18 protein-coding genes and 1 pseudogene are annotated in these 20,721 nt (G+C 39.0%); 10 read left to right on the forward strand and 9 right to left on the reverse strand.

Annotated features, from left to right (window positions below):
• Positions 1 to 182 precede the first annotated feature (182 nt).
• Genes EL17_RS13815 through EL17_RS13825 form a run of 3 tightly spaced genes read left to right on the forward strand, consistent with a single transcriptional unit; the run spans position 183 to position 2,726 of the window.
• Positions 183 to 1,241 (forward strand): FAD:protein FMN transferase, encoded by a 1,059-nt coding sequence (locus tag EL17_RS13815; protein ID WP_035075517.1) that lies wholly within the window; start codon positions 183 to 185, stop codon positions 1,239 to 1,241.
• The gene (locus EL17_RS13820) at positions 1,241 to 2,002 is read left to right on the forward strand and encodes an SAM-dependent methyltransferase (RefSeq protein WP_035075125.1); all 762 of its coding nucleotides are present in this window, start codon (positions 1,241 to 1,243) and stop codon (positions 2,000 to 2,002) included. The genes EL17_RS13815 and EL17_RS13820 overlap by 1 nt, the downstream gene beginning before the upstream one ends.
• Positions 1,992 to 2,726, forward strand: a complete 735-nt coding sequence (locus EL17_RS13825) for a ZIP family metal transporter (protein ID WP_035075129.1) — start codon at positions 1,992 to 1,994, stop codon at positions 2,724 to 2,726. The genes EL17_RS13820 and EL17_RS13825 overlap by 11 nt, the downstream gene beginning before the upstream one ends.
• 101 nt (positions 2,727 to 2,827) lie before the next feature.
• Here EL17_RS13825 and EL17_RS13830 read toward each other — a convergent pair whose 3' ends face one another.
• Together EL17_RS13830 and EL17_RS13835 are read right to left on the reverse strand one after the other, a co-directional pair.
• Positions 2,828 to 3,403 (reverse strand): TlpA family protein disulfide reductase, encoded by a 576-nt coding sequence (locus tag EL17_RS13830; protein WP_035075132.1) that lies wholly within the window; start codon positions 3,401 to 3,403, stop codon positions 2,828 to 2,830.
• Positions 3,404 to 4,795 (reverse strand): DUF4403 family protein, encoded by a 1,392-nt coding sequence (locus EL17_RS13835; RefSeq protein ID WP_035075520.1) that lies wholly within the window; start codon positions 4,793 to 4,795, stop codon positions 3,404 to 3,406.
• Positions 4,796 to 4,989: 194 nt separating this feature from the next.
• On the opposite strand from EL17_RS13835, the gene ytxJ reads away from it, so the two are divergent.
• The 3 genes and pseudogenes from ytxJ (at position 4,990) to EL17_RS13845 (ending at position 8,547) form a co-directional block, all read left to right on the forward strand.
• Positions 4,990 to 5,325: a bacillithiol system redox-active protein YtxJ gene (ytxJ, locus tag EL17_RS13840; RefSeq protein ID WP_035075134.1), complete on the forward strand. Its 336-nt coding sequence runs from the start codon at positions 4,990 to 4,992 to the stop codon at positions 5,323 to 5,325.
• A 435-nt stretch (positions 5,326 to 5,760) separates the two neighbouring features.
• Positions 5,761 to 6,054 (forward strand): annotated as a pseudogene (locus EL17_RS24360) (carboxypeptidase-like regulatory domain-containing protein); the annotation flags it as partial.
• A gap of 39 nt (positions 6,055 to 6,093) precedes the next feature.
• Positions 6,094 to 8,547, forward strand: coding sequence for an outer membrane beta-barrel protein (locus EL17_RS13845; RefSeq protein WP_394332167.1), 2,454 nt, complete (start codon positions 6,094 to 6,096; stop codon positions 8,545 to 8,547).
• 630 nt (positions 8,548 to 9,177) lie between these two features.
• Here the strand turns inward: EL17_RS13845 and mnmD are convergent.
• The 5 genes from mnmD to EL17_RS13875 all read right to left on the reverse strand — a co-directional run bounded on the left by mnmD (position 9,178) and on the right by EL17_RS13875 (position 14,217).
• Positions 9,178 to 9,864, reverse strand: coding sequence for a tRNA (5-methylaminomethyl-2-thiouridine)(34)-methyltransferase MnmD (mnmD, locus tag EL17_RS13855; protein ID WP_035075141.1), 687 nt, complete (start codon positions 9,862 to 9,864; stop codon positions 9,178 to 9,180).
• Entirely contained in the window at positions 9,864 to 10,352 is a 489-nt protein-coding gene (ispF, locus tag EL17_RS13860) for a 2-C-methyl-D-erythritol 2,4-cyclodiphosphate synthase (RefSeq protein ID WP_035075144.1), read from the reverse strand. Before ispF ends, mnmD begins: the two co-directional genes overlap by 1 nt.
• 29 nt (positions 10,353 to 10,381) lie before the next feature.
• Complete coding sequence (locus tag EL17_RS13865; protein WP_035075146.1) at positions 10,382 to 11,623, reverse strand: M16 family metallopeptidase; 1,242 nt, start codon at positions 11,621 to 11,623, stop codon at positions 10,382 to 10,384.
• 101 nt (positions 11,624 to 11,724) lie between these two features.
• The gene (locus EL17_RS13870; protein ID WP_035075148.1) at positions 11,725 to 11,928 is read right to left on the reverse strand and encodes a heavy-metal-associated domain-containing protein; all 204 of its coding nucleotides are present in this window, start codon (positions 11,926 to 11,928) and stop codon (positions 11,725 to 11,727) included.
• A gap of 111 nt (positions 11,929 to 12,039) precedes the next feature.
• The gene (locus tag EL17_RS13875; protein WP_035075151.1) at positions 12,040 to 14,217 is read right to left on the reverse strand and encodes a heavy metal translocating P-type ATPase; all 2,178 of its coding nucleotides are present in this window, start codon (positions 14,215 to 14,217) and stop codon (positions 12,040 to 12,042) included.
• Positions 14,218 to 14,394: 177 nt separating this feature from the next.
• Here EL17_RS13875 and bshC point away from each other — a divergent pair, with 177 nt between their 5' ends.
• From bshC to EL17_RS13890, 3 genes are read left to right on the forward strand one after another with little or no spacing between them, the layout of a single operon-like run.
• A complete protein-coding gene (bshC, locus tag EL17_RS13880; protein ID WP_035075153.1) occupies positions 14,395 to 15,966 on the forward strand; it encodes a bacillithiol biosynthesis cysteine-adding enzyme BshC in 1,572 nt (523 codons plus the stop codon).
• Positions 15,944 to 16,513 (forward strand): 5-formyltetrahydrofolate cyclo-ligase, encoded by a 570-nt coding sequence (locus EL17_RS13885; protein WP_035075155.1) that lies wholly within the window; start codon positions 15,944 to 15,946, stop codon positions 16,511 to 16,513. The genes bshC and EL17_RS13885 overlap by 23 nt, the downstream gene beginning before the upstream one ends.
• Positions 16,514 to 16,545: 32 nt before the next feature.
• Positions 16,546 to 17,031 carry a hypothetical protein gene (locus EL17_RS13890; RefSeq protein ID WP_084166228.1) on the forward strand — a complete coding sequence of 162 codons (486 nt, stop codon included), beginning with the start codon at positions 16,546 to 16,548 and terminating at the stop codon, positions 17,029 to 17,031.
• Positions 17,032 to 17,119: 88 nt separating this feature from the next.
• On the opposite strand, the gene EL17_RS13895 is transcribed toward EL17_RS13890, so the two are convergent.
• Positions 17,120 to 18,247, reverse strand: coding sequence for a PQQ-dependent sugar dehydrogenase (locus tag EL17_RS13895; RefSeq protein WP_035075160.1), 1,128 nt, complete (start codon positions 18,245 to 18,247; stop codon positions 17,120 to 17,122).
• Positions 18,248 to 18,502: 255 nt separating this feature from the next.
• Between EL17_RS13895 and EL17_RS13900 the strand changes: the two genes are divergently transcribed.
• A complete protein-coding gene (locus tag EL17_RS13900) occupies positions 18,503 to 19,624 on the forward strand; it encodes a sugar phosphate isomerase/epimerase family protein (RefSeq protein ID WP_035075163.1) in 1,122 nt (373 codons plus the stop codon).
• Between the two features lie 507 nt (positions 19,625 to 20,131).
• Here the strand turns inward: EL17_RS13900 and EL17_RS13905 are convergent.
• A complete protein-coding gene (locus tag EL17_RS13905; protein WP_035075166.1) occupies positions 20,132 to 20,716 on the reverse strand; it encodes a precorrin-2 dehydrogenase/sirohydrochlorin ferrochelatase family protein in 585 nt (194 codons plus the stop codon).
• Positions 20,717 to 20,721: the final 5 nt, after the last annotated feature.

The raw sequence follows: 20,721 nt of genomic DNA on the forward strand, positions 1-20,721 counted from the left end.
TCCTTATCCATAGCAGATTCAGGTACCCATGCATATGGACTGGATTACAAATATAAAGAAAAGGACAGTGGTTTATTGCATTGGTTGGTAAAGGAACTTATCAGGTATCAGCTGCTTTCTATCTTACAATGATCGTCTTTATTAAAAATATAAATTAACTTTGTGAAAATTTTAAAATGAGCATGGGAGAAAATGCGAGAAAGAATATTATCTATTCTATCATCTTATTATTAATAGTATTTATTGTTTTCCTATACAGACAGAATCAACAGGATCCAAACCTTCCTGCAGATGAGGTAGCTAGTAACAAAATAGTCATCACTGGGCAGACTATGGGGACTTCCTATAGGGTAGTGTATCTGGATGATCAGCGTAGAGCGTTTAAGCAGGGCATAGATTCTGTCCTAGTGGATTTTAATCAGTCGTTATCCACTTATGTACCAGATTCTGAAATAAGTAGGTTTAACAGCAGGGATACTTTGCAGATAGAGACTAATTACTTTATTTCAGTTTTGCAAGGGAGTAAGCAGGTATTTGAGGAGACCGGGGGTGCATTTGACCCTACCATAGGTCCACTTACCAATATATGGGGATTTGGCCCAGAAGGCGCACAGTTAAAAGACAGTGTGGAGATCAGAGAAATACTTCGGACAGTCGATTATAACCTGGTTTCTTTTGATCAGGACATTGCTTTCAAATTGCGTCCAGGAGTACAGCTGGATTTCAGTGCTATAGCGAAAGGATATGGGGTAGATGTGGTGGTGGACTATTTGGAAAGCCAGGGAATAAAGAATATGCTGGTAGAGATAGGTGGGGAACTGGTAGGCAGAGGAGTAAATGAACATGGAGAACTCTGGAAAATAGGGATCAACAGACCAGATGAAGAAGGAGCAGCTGATGAAATCTTTAGCATTATCGCATTACAGGACCAAGGGTTGGCCACTTCTGGTAATTACAGAAACTTTTATGTAAGAGATGGAGTGAAATATTCTCATACCATAAGCCCATTTACAGGTTATCCGGTCAGGCATGGGCTTTTAAGTGCTACAGTACTGGCAAAGAACTGTATGATGGCAGATGCTTATGCTACAGCGTTTATGGTGATGGGCACGGAGGCATCCATTGCGCTGCAGCAGGAACTGGGTAATATAGAGATATTCTTAATATTCAATGATGAAGAAGGAAATATCAATACGTATATAAGTGAAGGCCTTAAACCATTTATCTCTACATTAAATTAATGGAAGAATTAAAAGAGGTAAAAGAAGGATGGTTTAGCACATGGTTTGACTCTCCATATTATCACCAGCTATATAAGAACAGGGATGCACAGGAGGCTAGAGATTTTATAGATAACTTAGACCGCTATTTCCAGTGGAAGCCTGAAGATGCTATTCTGGATCTGGGCTGTGGAAAAGGGAGGCACAGCATCTATCTAAATCAAAAAGGAGCCAAGGTGACGGGTATAGATCTTTCAATCCAAAATATAACTTTTGCCAATAGATTTAATAATGATAGATTGACTTTCTCTGTCCATGATATGAGAGAGGTTTTTAATAAAAACGCCTTTACACATGTGGTAAATCTTTTTACCAGTTTTGGCTATTTTACATCAGAAGAGGAAAATCTCTCGGTGTTTAATTCAGTCTATGAGAACCTCGTCCCAGGAGGATATTTTCTGATCGATTATCTAAACCCCCATAAAGTCATCAGAGAATTAATAGTAAAAGAAGTAAAAGAAATAGAAGGTATAAATTTTAATATTGGGAGGAGGATAGAAGAAGGCTATATCATTAAGGATATAGTATTTAAGGCTGGGGGACTGGCTCACTATTTTCAGGAAAGGGTTCAGATCCTCCAAGAGGAAGAGTTTAGGACTTACTTGCATCTCACAGGGTTTAGGGTAGAAGCAGTCTTTGGGGATTATAAACTAAACCCTTTTGATGTGGATAACAGTGATCGAATGATTTTTATAGCTAAAAAAACCATGCATGTTGATTAATTTTATTCTTTTATTTTTAGCAGCATTGGCTGCTGGCTTAGTAGCGCTGAATATTCCAAAATGGAATGAAAACAGCTTTAAGCTGGTGCTGGTATTTGCAGGCGCCTATCTTTTTTCCATTACTATTTTACATATTTTTCCTGAGCTGTTTGCCGATAGAGGGTCTGCTTATTATATGGGCCTTTATATCCTTTTAGGGTTCCTTCTACAGCAGATTTTGGAATTTATGTCTTCAGGTATTGAGCACGGCCATATCCACCAGCATCCGGGAGGAGAAAAGAATACTGTCTTGACATTGATGATAGGACTTTTTTTGCATGCTTTTTTGGAAGGGACCTTACTTTCAAAACAGCCAGAGCTTTCGGGGCATCACCATGGCAGCGAAACGCTTTTAATAGGGATCATTGTTCATAAAATACCGGAAGCATTTGCATTGACGGCGGTTTTGTTGACGAGAATGAAAAAGAAAATGGTGTTAGTATTATTGGTTATTTTTGCATTAGCCTCACCATTGGGCATGCTTTTTACAGGTGTGCTATATGATATAGCGCTTATAGATCAACGGACGCTAAATATTTTATATGGACTTGTAGCAGGCGGTTTTATCCATATTTCCACTACCATTATTTTTGAGAGTAGTCCCCAGCACAGGTTTCAGCTCAAAAAACTCCTTATTATAATATTTGCGGCCTTGCTGGCCATTATTTCGGAATACATCATATAATTCAACCATTATAATCCTATAAGAAGATATAGGTTCCAGGCTGCAATAAATCGGGGGGGTGATAAATGAATCAGAACATATTGGCCCAAAATTATCCTGAACTAATTTTTGAGATAATTCTTGATTTCTCTTTGCAAGCGGGGATGACTGGGGTGAATGGCCTGATTGTTTAGGATTGTTCCGTCTTTTGAAATGATCACATAGCGGGGAACAGCCGTGACGATTCCTTTAAAGTTCTTTTCCTCATATTCTGTATAGACAAAAGGATAGATAGGATTTTGTTCATCTGTACCCATCCAATAACTGCCTTTCACCCAGTTTCTGTCTGAAATGTATTTTTGCCAAAACGACTGCTGCTCATCTATGGATATCTTTAGGAAGACAACTTCATCTTCTGCAAATCTTTTAGATAGAGCTTCAAAGTAGGGGGTCTGCTGAATGCATGGACCACACCAACTGGCCCAAAAGTCCACCACTATAAGCTTACCCTGAAAATCACCAAAGCTGTATTTCTCCCCAATGTTATTTATAAAATAGCCTAACGGAACTGTTTTGCCATTTTCTACAGTGGTCATACTGGCTATTTTTTCTTCCAGATCTTTCGGGACCGACTGGCTTAAAGCTTGCTCTGAAATCATGCAACATATCAAAATGGCCAAAATAAATATGTTTTTCATTTATAAATCATTGATCCGTACGTCTAACCTGCCAGTAGAATTTAAATATAACCGGATATCCTGCTGAGTGGCATAAATTCCCAATACATCCAATTTAGGGTTTTTTATAAATATAGAAGCAAAATCAGTTTGGATTTGATTGTGTTTTTGGATTTCAGACTTGGCTTCATCCAGATATGCGCCTATGGGATAATATGCTCTTTTCTTCATCTGAGTTAGGATCTGTCCCTGTTTCAGCCATCCTGCATAGTTTGCCAGTACATTTTTTGTGTTCAAATCAAAGTCGATGTCTTCAAAATAGATAGCCTGTTTTTGTGGATCATAAGCTGGTTTACCTACTAAATATATATCTCCATTGATATCCTTTTTGCCAGATCTCTTTGCTGTAAAATTCATTTTAACCAAAGCTCTATCACCAAAACTTTGAGAGGAAAAACCCCTGGGAATGAGCTGGGTACTTTTATCTATAGTGATAGGTTCACCTACCAATTCAGCATTTAGATATTGGTCTATAGCTTCATATCCCACCCTTAAAGGAAGCGTAATGTCTATTAGGTTTTGAGTGTTATCATTGGGGCTGATTTTGGGTAATACTACTGGTCTGACTGATGGAGATTTTCCTACTTCTGAAATAACTTCTCCTTCAAGGCCCAGGTTTAAACTTAATTTGTTATTGACAGTGGATATGTTGCCTACTTTTACGGTATGAGGTCTGGTAAATACATAGCCATCGATCCCACTTTGCGCAAACCGCACAGGTTGGCTGAAATTTTTCCAGGCATCTTCCATAAAGCTTCTAAAACTAAGCCCTTTAAAGTTGCTATTATTTAACTGAGTGTTAAGCATGTTTTGAAGATGCTTTCTGATCAGGGGATCAAAATCAATGGCGTAACCTAAAAATTCGTATCTCATAGACCTTCCCCATCCGTCTATGGTGATATTTTGGAATGATAGATCATAGTTTTCTCCTATCACCGGTGTAAAGCTAATTTCTGGATTAAGGACTTCATCGTATGGAATGGCTGTGGAAATAAGCTGTCCTAATAATTTTTTCTCCACTTTCAAGCTTCCTTTCAGCCGGAGAGGGATTTGTAACTTTAAAGCATGATCTCCTTTACTGCTCAGTTTGGCATCTCCCATTTTGGTCACCTGAAGGTCAGTGTTCAGACCGCTGCCTACTGATAGGTCTTTCTCTTCAAAGAGTAACCCTTGAAATTCCTTATTCAGGTTTTTTTCTAACTGTTGGAAAGATATTTCCAATGGGAAATTAATGGAAGACGTGGCAGAAGGTAATTCTATAGGATCCCCTGAAAACTTAGGCTTATCAGGATTGATTTTTTTACAGGAAGCAAATGCAGATATAAAAACTAAGGCAATTAAAATTTTTTTCATCAATCTAGGTTTTCGATTTACAAGGATAACGAAATGCCTATAAATAAGATAGCGTAAAGGTGCATCTTTTTTCTTGTTTTTTGTTAAATGGTATAGGGGAAGTGACATGCATTTATTTTATGCTGCAAAGCATATGTAAGCACTATTTTTGTTTATAGAAACCATATATACAATAGTAATTAAAAAATAGAGATATGAATTGGGAAAAATTAGAAAGTCTTGCTCAATTAGAAGAAATAAAAAAAGAGAGCCATGATAAATCTGTGTTAATATTTAAACATTCTACCACCTGTTCTATCAGCAGCATGGCATGGGACCGGTTAAACCGCAATTGGAAAGAAGAAGATACCATTAATATTAAACCTTATTATCTTGACCTGCACTCCTATAGAGAGGTATCCAATAAGGTGGCAGAAGAGTTTGATGTGGTACACCAGTCCCCGCAGGTATTGCTTGTCCAAAAAGGTGAAGTCAAATATGCCAATAGCCATATGGGGATAAACTATAAGGAAATCTTATCTAAAGTATAATTAAAGTATAATATTTAGCCTGGTGTTTTTGCATCAGGTTTTTTTAATTATGAGCAAAAGGAGAGCTGTTGCATTTTACAATTGCTGCAGTACCTTTTGATTTAAAATAAGGGAATCAGATAAATTGTAAAGTAATTACTCTAAATCTTATGGTAGATTCTTTTTGATTAATATCAATTAAGAACCATCTAAAAAGATATTTTTCCTTTTAAAATTTCGCCCATATAGAAATTAAACTTTTTGAGGGCATTTTGGTCTAACCCCTACATTTGTGCGCTCGTAATTGTCGCAGCAGATAAATAATATGATCATTTAAAATACTATCTCTCAGCTGGATTTATAAGTCTCTGATAGACAGTTGTCATAACATAAATATATATGATTATTTCTACTATAAGGGTTTGGCTGACGTTATTTTTAATAGGGACTGTGGGCATGAGTGTAGGTCAGCAGCGTGGAGAAGGGAGGGAGATCAAGGGAAGCGTAATGGAAGGAAATACAGGCCAGCCTATGATAGGGGCAAACGTAGCAGTAAAATCCCCCGCTGACTCCATCCTGGTTTCAGGTATTACGGATGTAAACGGTAACTTTACAGTGGCCCGACCCGTAATGCTGAACGTAACTGTTGAAATTTCATATCTGGGGTTTGAAAAAATCCAAATTAACTTAAGCCGTGATGACAATCCTGACCTAGGAATACTTAAGCTAAAAGAAGACAGTAAGCTTCTGGACGAATTTGTTCTCCAGGGTCAAGTGCCGGTAGGAGAGATGAAAGGGGATACTACTTCTTTTAATGCCAATGCATTTAGGACCAGAGAGAATGCTGTAGCTGAAGATCTGGTTAGAAAAATACCAGGGGTCACTATCCAAAATGGGGAGATCCAGGCGCGTGGCGAACAGGTACAGAAAGTGTTGGTAGACGGTAGGGAATTTTTTGGAAACGACCCATTTCTTGCCTTAAGAAACCTGCCTTCTGATGTCATAGACAGAGTAGAAATCCTGGATCAGCGATCTGACCAGTCCAGGCTTACAGGATTTGATGATGGAAACTATGCCCGTACCATCAATATAGTGACTAAACAAGATAAAAGAAATGGCCAATTTGGTAGAATCTATGGTGGATATGGCACAGATGACCGTTACTCTGCAGGAGGAAACCTCAATTTTTTTAAAGGCAATAAAAGAATTTCCGTCATAGGCCTGTTCAATAATATCAACCAACAGAATTTTTCTTCCCAAGATCTAGTAGGGATTGAAGGTGGTGGTGGCCGTGGAGGTCAGGGAGGAGGTCGGCCAGGGGGCGGAAGTAATAATTTTGCTATTCCTCAGGATAATGGAATCATAACTACTAATTCACTTGGATTAAACTATAGTGATAAATGGGGAGAAAGAACCAATGTAACCGCCAGTTACTTTTTCAATTCTACTCTAAACAATGTGTCCCAGTTGACTAACCGGGAAATCATCCTTGCCGATGATAACCGACAATTGTATCAGGAGGCTTTATTGAACAATAACAGAAGTAATAATCACCGGGTAAATAGTAGAATAGAATATGACATTAACGATAAAAATGCCATCATCATAGCTCCATCATTCACAGGGCAGTCCAATACCAGTTTTAATGATCGTGATGCCATCAATCTAACCGGGGTCCTTGATCCTCTCAGTGAGGCCAGAACAATCTCTGATGCTGATTTTGATTCCTATAATTTTTCCAACAATTTTACTTATAGGTATAAATTTGACAAGATAGGAAGGACTATTTCTGCCAATATATTTACTGCCTATAATAAGCGGGATGAATATACCGCTCTCATTACTTCTACCCGAGATTATGTGCGCAATGCTTATGATACCTTAAACCAAGAAACCTTTGCTCTGAGTGATGGATTTAACTATAGGACAAATATAACCTATACAGAGCCACTTTCAGAGAGAGCTATAGGGACACTAAGCTACCAGATAGGGAACAACAAATCTTCTGCTGACCAGCGTACCTTCCAGCTGATCGCTGAACAAGGGATGATGGTACTGGATACTGCTTTGAGTAACCAGTTTGACAATAGGTTTATCACCCAGCGCGCCGGTACAGGATACCGATATAATAACAAAGGGCTCAATGTAAATCTTAGTGTGGATTACCAAAATGCTGCACTTGACAATTCAAGTATATTCCCCGTAGAAGCTACTTTCCAAAGATCATTTCATAATGTACTGCCTTCTATGAATATCATGTATCGGAAAGAAAATGGCACATCCATCCGGTTAAGGTACAGAACCAATACCAATGAACCGAATGTGCAACAATTACAGAATGTCGTCAACAATGCTAACCCACTACAGATGCGTACGGGTAACCCTAATCTGGGGCAGAGTTTCAACCACACCATTTTTGCCAATTTCTCTAAAATGAACGTTGAAAAATCAAAAACTTTCTTTGTTTTCCTTTTTGCATCTATGACGGATAATTTTATTGGCAACAGTACATTTATTGCCCAGCAGGATACTGCCATTAGTGAAGAAGTGGTTTTAAGAAGAGGGGGCCAGTTGACCTCTCCGGTAAATCTGGATGGTCAAATTAATAGTCGTTTGTTTATGACCTATGGTGTACCGGTAACCCCTTTAAGATCCACTTTTAATATGAATTCCAGCGTCAGTTTTAACAGAACACCAGGTATAATCAATGAACAATTGAACTTTAATGATAATATTGGTCTGAGTCAGGGTCTCACACTTACTAGTAATATAAGCAAGGATGTAGACTTTACCCTGACAACAACTGGTACATATAGCATCATCAACAGTTCCCTTCAAACCAATCTGAATAACAATTTTTATATTCAAAATTCTACCTTGAGAATGTATTATTCTCCTAACAATGGGAAGTTATTTATAGCCAATACGGTCAATAATGCTTTGTATAGAGGTTTGTCAGAAGGGTTAGACCAGTCAGTATGGCTATGGAACATAGAAGCAGGAATGAGGTTCCTAAAGGACAACAAAGGAGAGCTAAAGCTGAATGTGTTTGATTTGCTAAAGCAAAATAACAGCATCAGCAGAAATGTATCAGATGTGGCCATAGACGATGTCTTTACCCAGGTGCTGACCAGATATGCCATGCTAAGCTTTACCTACATCATCGGTAACTTCAAACCACAGGAAAGACAGGAAGGCGGTCCAAGCCAAAGGATGAGACCGGGTGGAGGGAGGACTTGGTAAGAACACAATAGCCACCTGGAAGTGTGATACTTTCCATTAATAATGACATTGCAGATATCATTTCATTTTTTTTTAAATATTAATTTTTACTTAAAAACAAGTTTATAGGTAAGATTTTATTTTTGAATTATGATTCTTAGTAAATTTTTTAATTGTACAATACTGAGATCAGTGGACTGTCTTTTGATGGTTAGACGCATGGATGTGCCATCAAGAGGTGCTTCAGAAGGCGGATAATCATAAAAATAGATTTGATTATTAATATTTTTCACTAAAATATAAATTTAAATAGGCAGGATTAGCTCTGAAATATTCTATACAGATGGGAGTATATAAAACTAAACCTTTCATAGATCATTTTTGACCCGAACTGTTTTAGCTGAATATTTAAATAGGATAGGTTCCCCCCCCCCAATCATATGATCCCAATTCCTTGAGTTTTTGATTAGTATAAAGGCAGTCAATGCAATTTTTAAGGTTGCGGCCACCGTATCAGCCTCAACACATCGCATGGCTTCATGGATCATTTAGTCAGATATTATGGCTTTAATTTTCATAGCTTAATTCTTTTATACTAAGATAGGATATACTATCGTGTAAAAGTTATCTGATATGAAATTATTCTATTATTTACGCCGGCTTAATTGCCCTTGTCATCTCCTTTTTGCCTGGGGGGCCTGGATGAATTTGTACCTCTAAACCTAAATCTTTTAAGTCTCTTCTTACCTGCGCTTTGGCACAGTAGGTGACCAATACCGCGCCGGGGTTCATTACCTCTACCACCTTGGAAAGCATCTCCTTAGTCCAAAGTTCGGGTTGCTTGCTGGGGGCAAAGGCATCATAAAATATGATATCAGCATCATAAAGCTGCACTTCCTCTAGGGTATTGCGGTCTTTTTTCATGTTGAAATATTGGGAAACTACAGTTCCCTGATCCCAGGAAGCATCATGGAGTAGGGCAAAAAATGGATGGAAATGAGAGAGATTTTCATCCATTCCGGTATAGTTTAATTGCTCGTAGATTCCTTTTTCAAGAGGGAAAGGCTCGATGGTATGGTATAGGACCGGTGTCTGGTTTTGCTCTGCCCATATTAGTGTAAGCCATGCATTCAGCCCAGTACCAAAGCCCACTTCAAATATCCGGATAGGCTTTTTATTTCTGTTTTGACTGGCCCAGTATTCCAGACCATACAGTAAGAATACATGGATAGATTCTCTGTAGGCTCCATGGAATGAATGGTAAGTCTCATTTAGAGAAGGCACGTAGAGAGAATTAGAACCATCTTCAGTAGTGATAATTTTAACTTCTCTTTCCATTAATTCTCTTTTGTTTGGATCAAGGCTACACAATAAGCTGACACTCCTTCTTCCCTTCCCACAAATCCGAGTTTTTCCGTAGTAGTAGCTTTTATCGAAATCTGTGAGGTTTTCACTTCCATTACATCCGCAAGGCACTGTTTCATCAAAGGAATATGAGGGTTCACCTTTGGCTGCTGAAGGCAGATGGTTGTGTCAATGTTTCCCAGTTCATACCCGTTGTTTCTAAGAAGTTTCATCACTTCTTTCAGTAGAATTTTACTGTCTATGCCTTTGTACTGTGGATCTGTATCTGAAAAGTGGAATCCTATATCACGAAGGTCTGCCGCGCCCAGTATTGCATCGCAAATCACATGGATAAGCACATCTGCATCCGAATGCCCAACAGCCCCTTTCTCGTGAGCGAGTTTAATGCCCCCCAGCCAAAATTCATAGCCTTCTTGAAGCTGATGTACATCGTATCCAAATCCTATCCTAAAATTATTCATAATGTCTTGATTGTTTGAATTACCATTAATTATTCCTTTGTTTTTTTATAATATAAAACAGAAGAATTCTCTTCTACCATTAGCTCATTAGCTACAGTAATAATGTTTTCGGCTGGGATGGCAGTTTTCTTTTCATATTCCTTTAGATAAAGATCCGTATCTCCCAAATGGGTATAGTATGCCAGGTTCATAGCCCTGTTCAATAACTGGACAGCTTCAAAAGTCTTCATGGCTTCAGCTTGGTTTTTTACTTTTTCTAGCATCGCGGGGGATATTTCACTTTTTAAAAAGTCCCCTATCACTTCATCGAGCACTTTTTCTGCTTCCTCTGCTGTATGCCCTTTTTCCATTTTCCCATTGAAGACCATCAGTCCGGGATCTACATTTCCCATCACATAGCCACTGCAGGAAGCGAAAATGTCTGTGTTTTTTACCAATTTCTGCTCCAGTATAGAGGATCTGCCAAACCCCAGAATGTCCGTAATCAGATCACATTCCAAATACTTTTCTTCCAGCCTGCCGGGTACATGATATACCTTATATAAGGCATCCGTAGGTACATCTGCGTGTATGGTAAAAATTTTTTTCTTCTGCTGGGGAAGTTCCATGGGGATGGTGTTTTTAGGAATATTCCCAGCGGGTATATCACCAAACCATTTTTCGGATAGCTCCTTCACTTGTTCTATAGTCACATCACCGGCCACTACCATGACAGCATTATCCGGACGGTAATGTGTGAGAAAAAAATCTTCCACATCCTGCCGCTGATAATTTTCTATATCTGTGATACTCTGGCCTATAGTGGGCCACCTGTAAGGATGTACATCATATGCCAAATTTCGCATCAAATGAAAGGCATTTCCATAAGGCTGATTTAGGTATCGCTGCTTAAATTCCTCTATGACTACTTTCCTTTGGGTCTCTATGGTTTTATCACTCAGATTTAGGTGAAGCATTCGGTCTGACTCTAGCCAAAAAGCCGTTTCAAGATTTATAGCAGGTAGCGAAGTATAATAATTGGTGATATCAGTATTGGTAAAGGCATTACAACTACCTCCGACCTTCTCCAAAGCTGTATCAAAGGAAGGTACATTTTTTGACCCACCGAACATCAGGTGTTCGAAGTAATGGGCGAGACCGGTTTTCCCTACTATTTCATTACGAGATCCTACTTTGTATAAAATGTTCAGTACTGCCATTTTGGTAGTATGGTCCTCATGGACTACTACTTGTAAACCATTATCCAGTACAAATTTCTCGTATGCTATCATTTATCGGTTTTAGATTAACAAAGAACTGCGCCCACAGAAGGACGCAGTTCGGTTAAAAACAAATTTAATAAAATAATGGATAATCGATAGGAATTGTTTTTCTAAATTGGCTCTGCAGTATATCCTGCCCCTTCTATTGTTTTAATTACCCGGTGTATATCAGTTTCCCCTTTTACGGTCAATATCCTATCCGGATGTTTAAGATCTACCTGCCAGGAGGTGTTATCAAGTTTATCAAGATGCGGCTTCACTGCTGTTTCACATGCTCCGCATTTAATATTGGTTTTAAAATTGAGTTCTTTCATAGCTTTATGATTTGATTTTAATTGGTTATAGGGTTAATTACATACTTATTAAAATATCCTTATAGGAGAAAATAATAGATCATGCTCGGTTTCATAGTATGGATGTTCAGATTATTTTAAACGCAAACTATTAGTGACTACCGATACCGAACTCAATGCCATAGCTGCTCCTGCTATCATTGGGTTCAGTAAAAAACCAAAGGCTGGATACAACACACCTGCAGCTATAGGAATACCTATGAGGTTATAAATAAATGCCCAAAAGAGGTTTTGGTGGATTACGGATACGGCTTTATTTGAGAGATTTAAAAACTTGGGGATCTGCATCAGGTCAGAATGGATCAGTGTGACTTTAGCCACATCCATAGCTATATCAGATCCATGGCCCATAGCTATGCTGACATTTGATAATGTAAGTGCCTCACTATCATTGATACCGTCTCCAGCCATGGCTACAAGATGCCCTTTTTTCTGTAGAGTTTTTACATACCTGGCTTTATCCTCCGGCATCATCTCCCCTTTATACTCCTTTATCCCCAGTTCATTTGCGATATGTCTAACTGTCTTTTGCTGATCACCAGAAATGATATGTACCTGTATCCCGAGGGCCTGAATTTTTTTTATCGCCGCTTTGGAGGTTTTCTTTATAGGGTCAGCTATCGTGATAAAGCCAATCATCTCATGATTACGGGCCACATAGATGATTATGTTGCCTTTATCGAGCTGTGTGCTAACATGGGTTTTAAAATTTTCATTATATCCAATACCCTGAGTCTTTAGCCATCCTGCTTTACCTATCCAGTATTTGTCTTCTTCTATTTGGGCACTTACACCATTACCGGTATGGGATTGGAAAGAGGTAATGGGCGGGGTGCTATAGGATCTATAATGATCCACTACTGCCAGAGCCAAAGGATGCTCACTCTTGGCTTCTATAGATTTGAGGATACCGCCTATCTGTTCTTCGTTTATTCCTTCAAAATGGGTGGCTATCACTTGAGGCTTTCCTTCGGTGACTGTCCCGGTCTTATCCAGGAGCAATGTATCTATCTCCTTTCCCTGCTCAAGACTTTCTGCATCTTTGATGAGCATGCCCAACTTAGCCCCTTTGCCTATAGCTGCTATGACAGCGGTGGGAGTAGCTAAACCGAGTGCACAGGGACAGGCTATCACCAGCACGGTGATCATGGACAGCATGCCCCTCAGCCAGCTGTCTTCCACCCCCGAAAAGCCCCATATCAAGAGAGTAATAACAGATATTATCAATACGATAGGAACAAAAATCCCTGCGATCTTATCCACCAGATACTGGACAGGTGCTTTGCTTCCCTGCGCCTCTTTGATTCTTTCTATTATCTGGGCGAGTAAGGTATCCTTGCCTACCTGTATAGCGGTAAATGTAAAGCTGCCCTTCTCATTAATAGTGCCTGCAAAGACTTTAGCCCCTAGAATTTTCCGTACTGGAAGGGGTTCTCCTGTGAGCATGCTTTCATTGACAAATGATTCTCCGGATACCACTTTTCCGTCGAGCGGGATTTTCTGACCAGGTCGGATGATGATTTCCTCGCCTATCTGGACCTCTTCCGTCTTTTTAATGGTCTCCTCACCGTCTTTGGTTACAGTCACCTCATGGGGCTGGAGTCCCATCAGTTTTTTTAATGCTTCACCTGTACCTGCTTTTGCCCCGGTCTCCATCAGTCTTCCGAGCAGTATAAAGAATATAATAATGGCTGCGGCTTCAAAATATACATGGGGCTCTAAGCCTCTGCTTATCAGCCATTCAGGGAAGAAGGTGTTAAATGTACTGTAAACATACGCGATACCAGTACTTAAAGCCACCAATGTATCCATATTGGCTTTAAAAATTCTGGCCTGCTTATAAGCATTGATAAAAAACAACCGACCAAAATACAGGAGGACCGGGGTGGTCAGCACCCACATGATCACATTACCAAACGGCATGTGCATCCAAAACATACCGATCACAAATACAGGAAAAGCCAAAACTCCTGCAGAAATGGTGTTGAATTTAAGTCTCTTGTATTCCTCATCTTTCATCCTTTCAAGCTCTTCTGCTTGGATGTCTTCTATGATGAGGTCATATCCTTCGTGTTGGACTACCTCTTTCATTCCTATCAGATCCAGCTCATGTACAGCCGTCACCATGACAGAGTGAGTGGCGTAATTTACTGTGGCAGAAGCCACGCCCGGATGCTGTTTCAGGGCGTTCTCTACATTGACAGCACATGCCGCACAACTCATACCGGTGATAGGAATTTCTTTTTTCATCGCTTATCTTAATTGTACAAAATTAACATTTCAGGCATCTAAATGCTTTACATAATTTTGGATATATTTAAACAGTCTTAAAACCATTGTTGTAATTACAGGAAATTTGCGAACTTTAACACGTGATCAAAAGTTAGAGGTCTCATACTCTTGGTTAATTCCTGAATTTTATAACACATGCAAAAAACTTCTATTGATCCGGACTGTACCGGACAGTTTTCTACATTTTTTCTGGACTATATTTATCAAAAGGAAAATCTTAAGCCTTTTTACAAGCTTTTCCCAAAAATTGAAAATTTTAAACAGGCTATAAGAGAAAGAAGTTTTCCCCAGCAGTACCGGGAAGTGTTAGCAGGAGTGCTTGAAAACCAATATGCAGAAGCGGGATTGGAATCTACTTCGATAGGTTTATTAAGGGAAAGCAATACCTTCACAGTTACTACAGGTCACCAGCTTAATTTGATGACCGGGCCTTTGTATTTTATATATAAAATAGTATCTACCATTAATTTGGCCGAAAGACTAAAGAGGGAGTACCCGGATTTTAATTTCGTTCCGATATACTGGATGGCCACCGAGGATCATGATTTTGCTGAGATTAATCATTTTCAGTTAGATGGGGAGAAATACATTTGGGATTCTACGCAAAAGGGCGCTGTGGGGGAATTTGAAATTGATGAGAACCTAAAGCAGTTAATTAAGAATAATCGTTTTATACCCGATTTTTTTAAAGCAGCCTACCTGGAATCTAAAAATCTAGGTGAAGCAGTATTGAGGTATGTAAATCATCTTTTTGGTGAGAAAGGCCTAGTGGTAGTAGACGGAAACCATCGAGATCTTAAGAGGCTTTTTGTGCCGGTGATCCAGTCTGATTTGCTCGAAAAAAAAGCCAATGATCTGGTGCAGAAGAGTACTGCATCACTTGAAACACTTGGCTACAAATCACAGATCCACCCACGCGAAATTAATTTTTTTTACCTAGACAAAGGTCTTAGAGAAAGAATTGTTCAACAAGACGGCCATTACCAGATTACCAATACTGATCTGAAGTTTAGTTGGGAGGAAATAGAGAGGATGATCGAATCCACTCCTGAAAAATTTAGCCCTAATGTGGTGATGAGACCGCTGTATCAAGAAACGATTCTGCCAAACCTAGCATATCTGGGGGGACCTGCAGAAGTGGTTTATTGGCTTCAGTTAAAGGAAGTTTTTGATTTCTATGGTACTGATTTTCCTATGTTGATGCCCAGAAATTTTGCTATGGTGATTGATACCAATACCAAAAGAAAAATTAAGAGTCTTGGATTGACCCATCAGGAAATTTTTCAGGACTTTGTATTGTGGAAAAAACAATATATTGAACAGCATTCCAAGCTGGATGTGTGCTTGGTATATGAAAAAGAAAAAATTAATGAAGTCATAGAGCATATGAAGAAGGATGTGGAAAAGGTAGATATGACCCTTCAGCGCAGCGTGGAAAGCATGAAAGTAAGAATAGATAAAATCATTAATCATTTTTCAAAAAAAATCCGTCGTGCAGAAGAAAGAAATTACCAAGATTCAATTTCAAAAATGATAGCTATACATGCTGCCTTGTTTCCTAAAGAAATACCTCAGGAAAGATTTTTCAATTTTTTACAGTTTTATCTTGCAGATGAAAATTTTCTGCAGCAGCTCCACGACCTGTTTGATCCTTTAGATTACCGCTATATAATATTGGAAAGCGATGGAAAGGAAAAAAGAGCTTAGGAGCTTATACCGGACTAAAAGGAAACATTTATCCTTAGATGAAAAGACTAAGTTTTCTTTATCTATAGCCCATAAAGTGATGGGATTTCTTGATGCTCATGCCCATATCACACATGTCCATATTTTCCTATCAATTAAAAAATTAAATGAAATAGATACGCTACCCCTGATAGATAATTTACTTAATAAAAACATAACTTTGTATACTTCGGTAACAGATTTTCAGATGCGGCAGATGAAGAATGTTAAACTGGGGACTCCATTGGTCATCATGGAAGATGAATTTGGGATACCAGTGCCGGGTTTAATCGAAGAAGCCGAGGTAGATGATATTCAAATGGTACTGATTCCGCTTTTGGCATATGATTTGGAAGGGAATCGGTTAGGTTATGGGAAGGGTTTTTATGACCGGTTTTTGGAAGCATTACCGCAAGAGGTTTTAAAGGCGGGAGTCTCTTTTTTTCCACCGGAGAAGGAAATACCTTCAGAGATCCATGACATTAAACTGGATATTTGTTTTACTGCCACAGAAGTTTATCAATTTTAATTACTTATTATTTTACGTTTAAATTTTATCATATGATGTTTAAGAAATTCATGTTTGCTGTCATCATGATGGCGGGATTAAGTTTAGGGCAGAAAGCCATGGCTCAGGATTACAATACCGCTTTAGGTTTAAGAGCTGGAAACAGCGGGGGAGTTACGATCAAACATTTTCTATCTGATGCAGTGGCATTTGAAGGGCTTATCCACAGTAGATGGAGAGGTCTCATGGTAACTGGGTTACTAGAGGTACATAGAGATATCCCAGAAGCCAGAGGTCTTAGATGGTATTATGGTGCAGGGGCTCACGTAGGATTTTATAACGCCAATGCCAGAAGAGATTGGGGAGATAGGAATAGGTCTTATACCACCGTGGGTATAGACGGTATCCTTGGTCTTGAATATACTTTTGTGGAGATTCCTCTTAATTTATCTTTTGATTGGAAGCCTGCTTTTGATGTTATTGGGTATACTGAATTTTGGGCCGATGGATTTGCTCTTTCTGTCAGGTATACTTTCTAATTTTTATATCCATACAAATCAAAAAGGCGGAGAATTTATCCGCCTTTTTTGTTTTGTTACACTTTTAATGTGATGGTGGGGATATTGGTCAATCCTGTGGGACTAACTTAACCAATAAACCAGGGCTTTCGGTGACGACATATATATAACCATCTGTACTCTGGGCTACATGTCTTACCCTTCCTATATCCTGAAGCAGCCTTTCTTCCGACCCAAAGGATGTTCCATCTAGGGTCACTCTGGCTACATGCTGATGAGCCAATGCTCCTATTAAAAGATTCCCCTTCCAACCAGGGTATTTATCACTGGTTACCAAAGCCATACCACAGGGCGCAATGGATGGATCCCAGTAATGAACTGGAGGTTTGATCCCCTCTTTTTCTTGTATATCCGTAATCGTACTGCCGTCGTAATCTATTCCAAAAGTCACTAGTGGCCAGCCATAGTTTTCTCCTTTCACTACTAGATTTAATTCATCACCTCCTCTTGGTCCATGCTCATGTTGCCAGATACGGTTATTTTCAGCATCATAGACCATTCCCTGAGGATTTCTGTTTCCGTATGTCCAGATGGATGTGATTGCATTGGGTTCATTTACAAAAGGGTTGTCATCCGGTATACTTCCATCCAGATTGATTCGATGTATCTTTCCATGGGAATTGGTCAGGTCTTGGGCATTTTCTTTTGTGCCTCTTTCTCCTGAACTAAAGTATAGATAATCCTCATTATCAAATACTATCCTTGAGCCAAAGTGGACCCCGGCACTAGATGCCGGGCTGGTTACAATAAGTTCTTCCTGATCTACCAGGCTGTTGCCATCTACTCTGGCCCTCATAATGGTAGTGGCGCCACCTCCTGACATAGGCTTGGCATAGGCTATATATACCCAGCCTTTGTGTAGCTGTATATCTAAAAGACCACCCTGCCCTCGAGCGTAGACGTCCGGCATACCTTGGATTTTATTACCGGTATATTCGTCATTTTCGAAGATGAGAATTTCACCTTTTCTTTCTGTTACTAGCATTCTTCCGTCTTCCAGCCATACCATTCCCCAGGGATTTTCTAATGCTGAATATAATGTGTCTACTGTAAAATTAACCTCCTCAGGTTTATTGTTTTCTTCTGTTACGGGCAGATTATTCTGATTTTCCGAACAGGATATGCTGGCCAATGATAGGCAGCCTGCTAGCAAACCTAGGTAAATATTGTGTTTCATGTTTATAGGGTTTGAATTTAAAAGGTAAATGATATCTCGCATATAGGATAAACATAATGTGTGATGTCTCTTCGTGCTTGATTTCTTCTATCTCATATTTATATATCCACAAGATAAGAAAATTTTGGCTGCGAATGTTTTAGATATTTATTTTAACCATCCTTTAATTAGGAAGAACAATAATGGTAAGAGGGATTTGACCAACGGGCAGTATTTTTTATCTTTAGGTTTTATGGCTAAAACTAATAGACTGACATGAATAACCCTATCTGGATCATGACCTCCGCATTTGATCACTTAAACCTGGATCAAGTGATAGAAAAAGCAAAGGAAGTAGGTGTGCAGGGGCTGGACGTATGCATTTTCCGCAAAGACGGGACACGTGATGATTTTGTAGCCACCCATATGGATTATGATCATTTTACTCCAGACAGCGCCAAGGAGATATTGAATAAATTTAATGCTGCCCACCTAAAGTTATCGATAGGTGCTTTTGACAATCTGATAGGTGGAAATGAACAGCAAAAGATAAATAACCAAAATCACCTACTGAAGCTGATCAGAATGGCTTATTTAATGGGAGGAAATGATAATGATGTTACCGTGGGCACTTTTGTAGGGTATAACCATGAACTGGGTATGCAGGACGGCGGTTTTGAAAAAAACCTTGAGGAATATGTAAGGGTTTTTAAGCCGATCATCCAATATGCAGAAGACCTGGGTGTCACTATCCTGTATGAAAACTGCCCCATGGAAGGATGGAATTCTGCAGGCCTCAGTAGTACATTTAATAACCTGCCGGGGGTATTGGCTGCACGTAAGCTGATGTATGAACTGATCCCAAGCGAAGCTCACGGGGAAATCTACGACCCCTCTCATGATGTATGGCAACATGTAGATCCCACTGAAGTTATTCGCCATACAGAACTCGCCCGTCTCAAAAGGATCCATGTGAAATCTACCCGGAAGGGCAACAGTGTATTTTGGGGGAATTTATATCCTATGCATAAAATTAAACAAGATCTAGCTGATCGGGCAGGAGTGCCCACCGCACAGAGCAATTGGGACCGTCACCACTATGAAGCCACTCTTCCTGGGTTTGGTGGAGGTGACAGCATGGATTGGAGGAGCTTTATCAATACCCTGAATGAAAAAGGTTATAGTGGTCCATTTGAAATAGAAAATGAAGCAGCATTAAGTAAAGGAACAGGGAATATGGGGGCTACCATGCAGGGATGTAAGGCGACGGTTTTAAATTTGGCCCCGCTGATTTGGGAATTGACTGAAGAAGGATATGCCTATAAAAATGGCAGGATGCTTTTGCAAGATCTGGATAGAAAGGATATTCCGGTGAGGAGGATGGAGGATTTTTATTAATATGATTTTCTAAATCTTTTGGAGGAGATACAGATGCTAGTGTATTAATATAATTTTCATTAATAACCGTTATAAAATCGTAAATAAGTATTCTTTATTAAATAATGATTTAGGATAATTTAATGTAGGTATTAAGGATCCCCTGTAAATTGAGTCTTCTTTTGGTGAGAATTAACATAAAAAAATCTAAATGCCCATATAAGAGGTGGAGGCTGATATAGAGAAGCGACTAATAAATTATATATTTACTGAAGATAGGGATATATGCCTTGTACATCTTTACCAAAGTCCATAATATTAGTAAAGATCAAGGACTTAAAATGCTCAGAATAATCAGAATAGAAGGGTTATATTAAATCGATCCTAATTATTTAAGAATATATTTATTGGAGAGTTTTAGGATTTAATGCTCCGGAACTTTATATGAATAAATGGTAGTCATTCATGATAAAAGGTGAGAATATATTTGCTTAATAAACTGTATGTCGAATATATTTATTAATTAAGCTATATTACCTTTCCCTTCTCTACCAAAATCTCAGTAATATCGTTCATTGCTTTTACCTTATACTCAAAATCACCTTTCAAGGTATCACGGTAGGCATTCAGATTATCCAGGAGGTCATTGATCTCTTCGGGAAGGACCTCTTCGAGCAATTGCCGAAGGCGCTTGGCCGTAGTAGGGGATTTGCCATTGGTACTGATAGCAATTTTGAGATTTCCTTTTGTGACAATACCTCCAAGGTAGAAATCACAGTATTGCGGTGTATCGGCCACATTCACCAAGAGATATCTTTCTTTGGCTTCATGATGTATCTGCTTATTGATTTCGGGAAAATTGGTAGCTGCAATGACTATGTGTTTACCGCCAAGGTATTTCTCATCATAATCATCTACTATCAAAGTAACGTTCTTTGCATGTTGGGCAAGTTCCTTCACCGGATCTGAAATTTCTTTGGAAACCACTGTTACGTGGGCGTGGGGACTGGACTTGAGCATAAAACTTAGCTTTTCAAATCCTACTAGACCCGCGCCTACCAAAAGCACGTTCAACTGGCTCACTTTTAAAAATATAGGAAACAATTCATTCATATCAA

Origin of the sequence: Anditalea andensis, from assembly GCF_000714815.1 — a bacterium.
Classification (GTDB): domain Bacteria; phylum Bacteroidota; class Bacteroidia; order Cytophagales; family Cyclobacteriaceae; genus Anditalea; species Anditalea andensis.

Coding starts and splice junctions, on each gene's coding strand:
- EL17_RS13815 (WP_035075517.1), top strand. CDS start 183: ATGGGAGAAAATGCGAGAAAGAATATTATCTATTCTATCATCTTATTA.
- EL17_RS13820 (WP_035075125.1), top strand. CDS start 1,241: ATGGAAGAATTAAAAGAGGTAAAAGAAGGATGGTTTAGCACATGGTTT.
- EL17_RS13825 (WP_035075129.1), top strand. CDS start 1,992: ATGTTGATTAATTTTATTCTTTTATTTTTAGCAGCATTGGCTGCTGGC.
- EL17_RS13830 (WP_035075132.1), bottom strand. CDS start 3,403: ATGAAAAACATATTTATTTTGGCCATTTTGATATGTTGCATGATTTCA.
- EL17_RS13835 (WP_035075520.1), bottom strand. CDS start 4,795: ATGAAAAAAATTTTAATTGCCTTAGTTTTTATATCTGCATTTGCTTCC.
- ytxJ (WP_035075134.1), top strand. CDS start 4,990: ATGAATTGGGAAAAATTAGAAAGTCTTGCTCAATTAGAAGAAATAAAA.
- EL17_RS13845 (WP_394332167.1), top strand. CDS start 6,094: ATGAAAGGGGATACTACTTCTTTTAATGCCAATGCATTTAGGACCAGA.
- mnmD (WP_035075141.1), bottom strand. CDS start 9,864: ATGGAAAGAGAAGTTAAAATTATCACTACTGAAGATGGTTCTAATTCT.
- ispF (WP_035075144.1), bottom strand. CDS start 10,352: ATGAATAATTTTAGGATAGGATTTGGATACGATGTACATCAGCTTCAA.
- EL17_RS13865 (WP_035075146.1), bottom strand. CDS start 11,623: ATGATAGCATACGAGAAATTTGTACTGGATAATGGTTTACAAGTAGTA.
- EL17_RS13870 (WP_035075148.1), bottom strand. CDS start 11,928: ATGAAAGAACTCAATTTTAAAACCAATATTAAATGCGGAGCATGTGAA.
- EL17_RS13875 (WP_035075151.1), bottom strand. CDS start 14,217: ATGAAAAAAGAAATTCCTATCACCGGTATGAGTTGTGCGGCATGTGCT.
- bshC (WP_035075153.1), top strand. CDS start 14,395: ATGCAAAAAACTTCTATTGATCCGGACTGTACCGGACAGTTTTCTACA.
- EL17_RS13885 (WP_035075155.1), top strand. CDS start 15,944: ATGGAAAGGAAAAAAGAGCTTAGGAGCTTATACCGGACTAAAAGGAAA.
- EL17_RS13890 (WP_084166228.1), top strand. CDS start 16,546: ATGATGTTTAAGAAATTCATGTTTGCTGTCATCATGATGGCGGGATTA.
- EL17_RS13895 (WP_035075160.1), bottom strand. CDS start 18,247: ATGAAACACAATATTTACCTAGGTTTGCTAGCAGGCTGCCTATCATTG.
- EL17_RS13900 (WP_035075163.1), top strand. CDS start 18,503: ATGAATAACCCTATCTGGATCATGACCTCCGCATTTGATCACTTAAAC.
- EL17_RS13905 (WP_035075166.1), bottom strand. CDS start 20,716: ATGAATGAATTGTTTCCTATATTTTTAAAAGTGAGCCAGTTGAACGTG.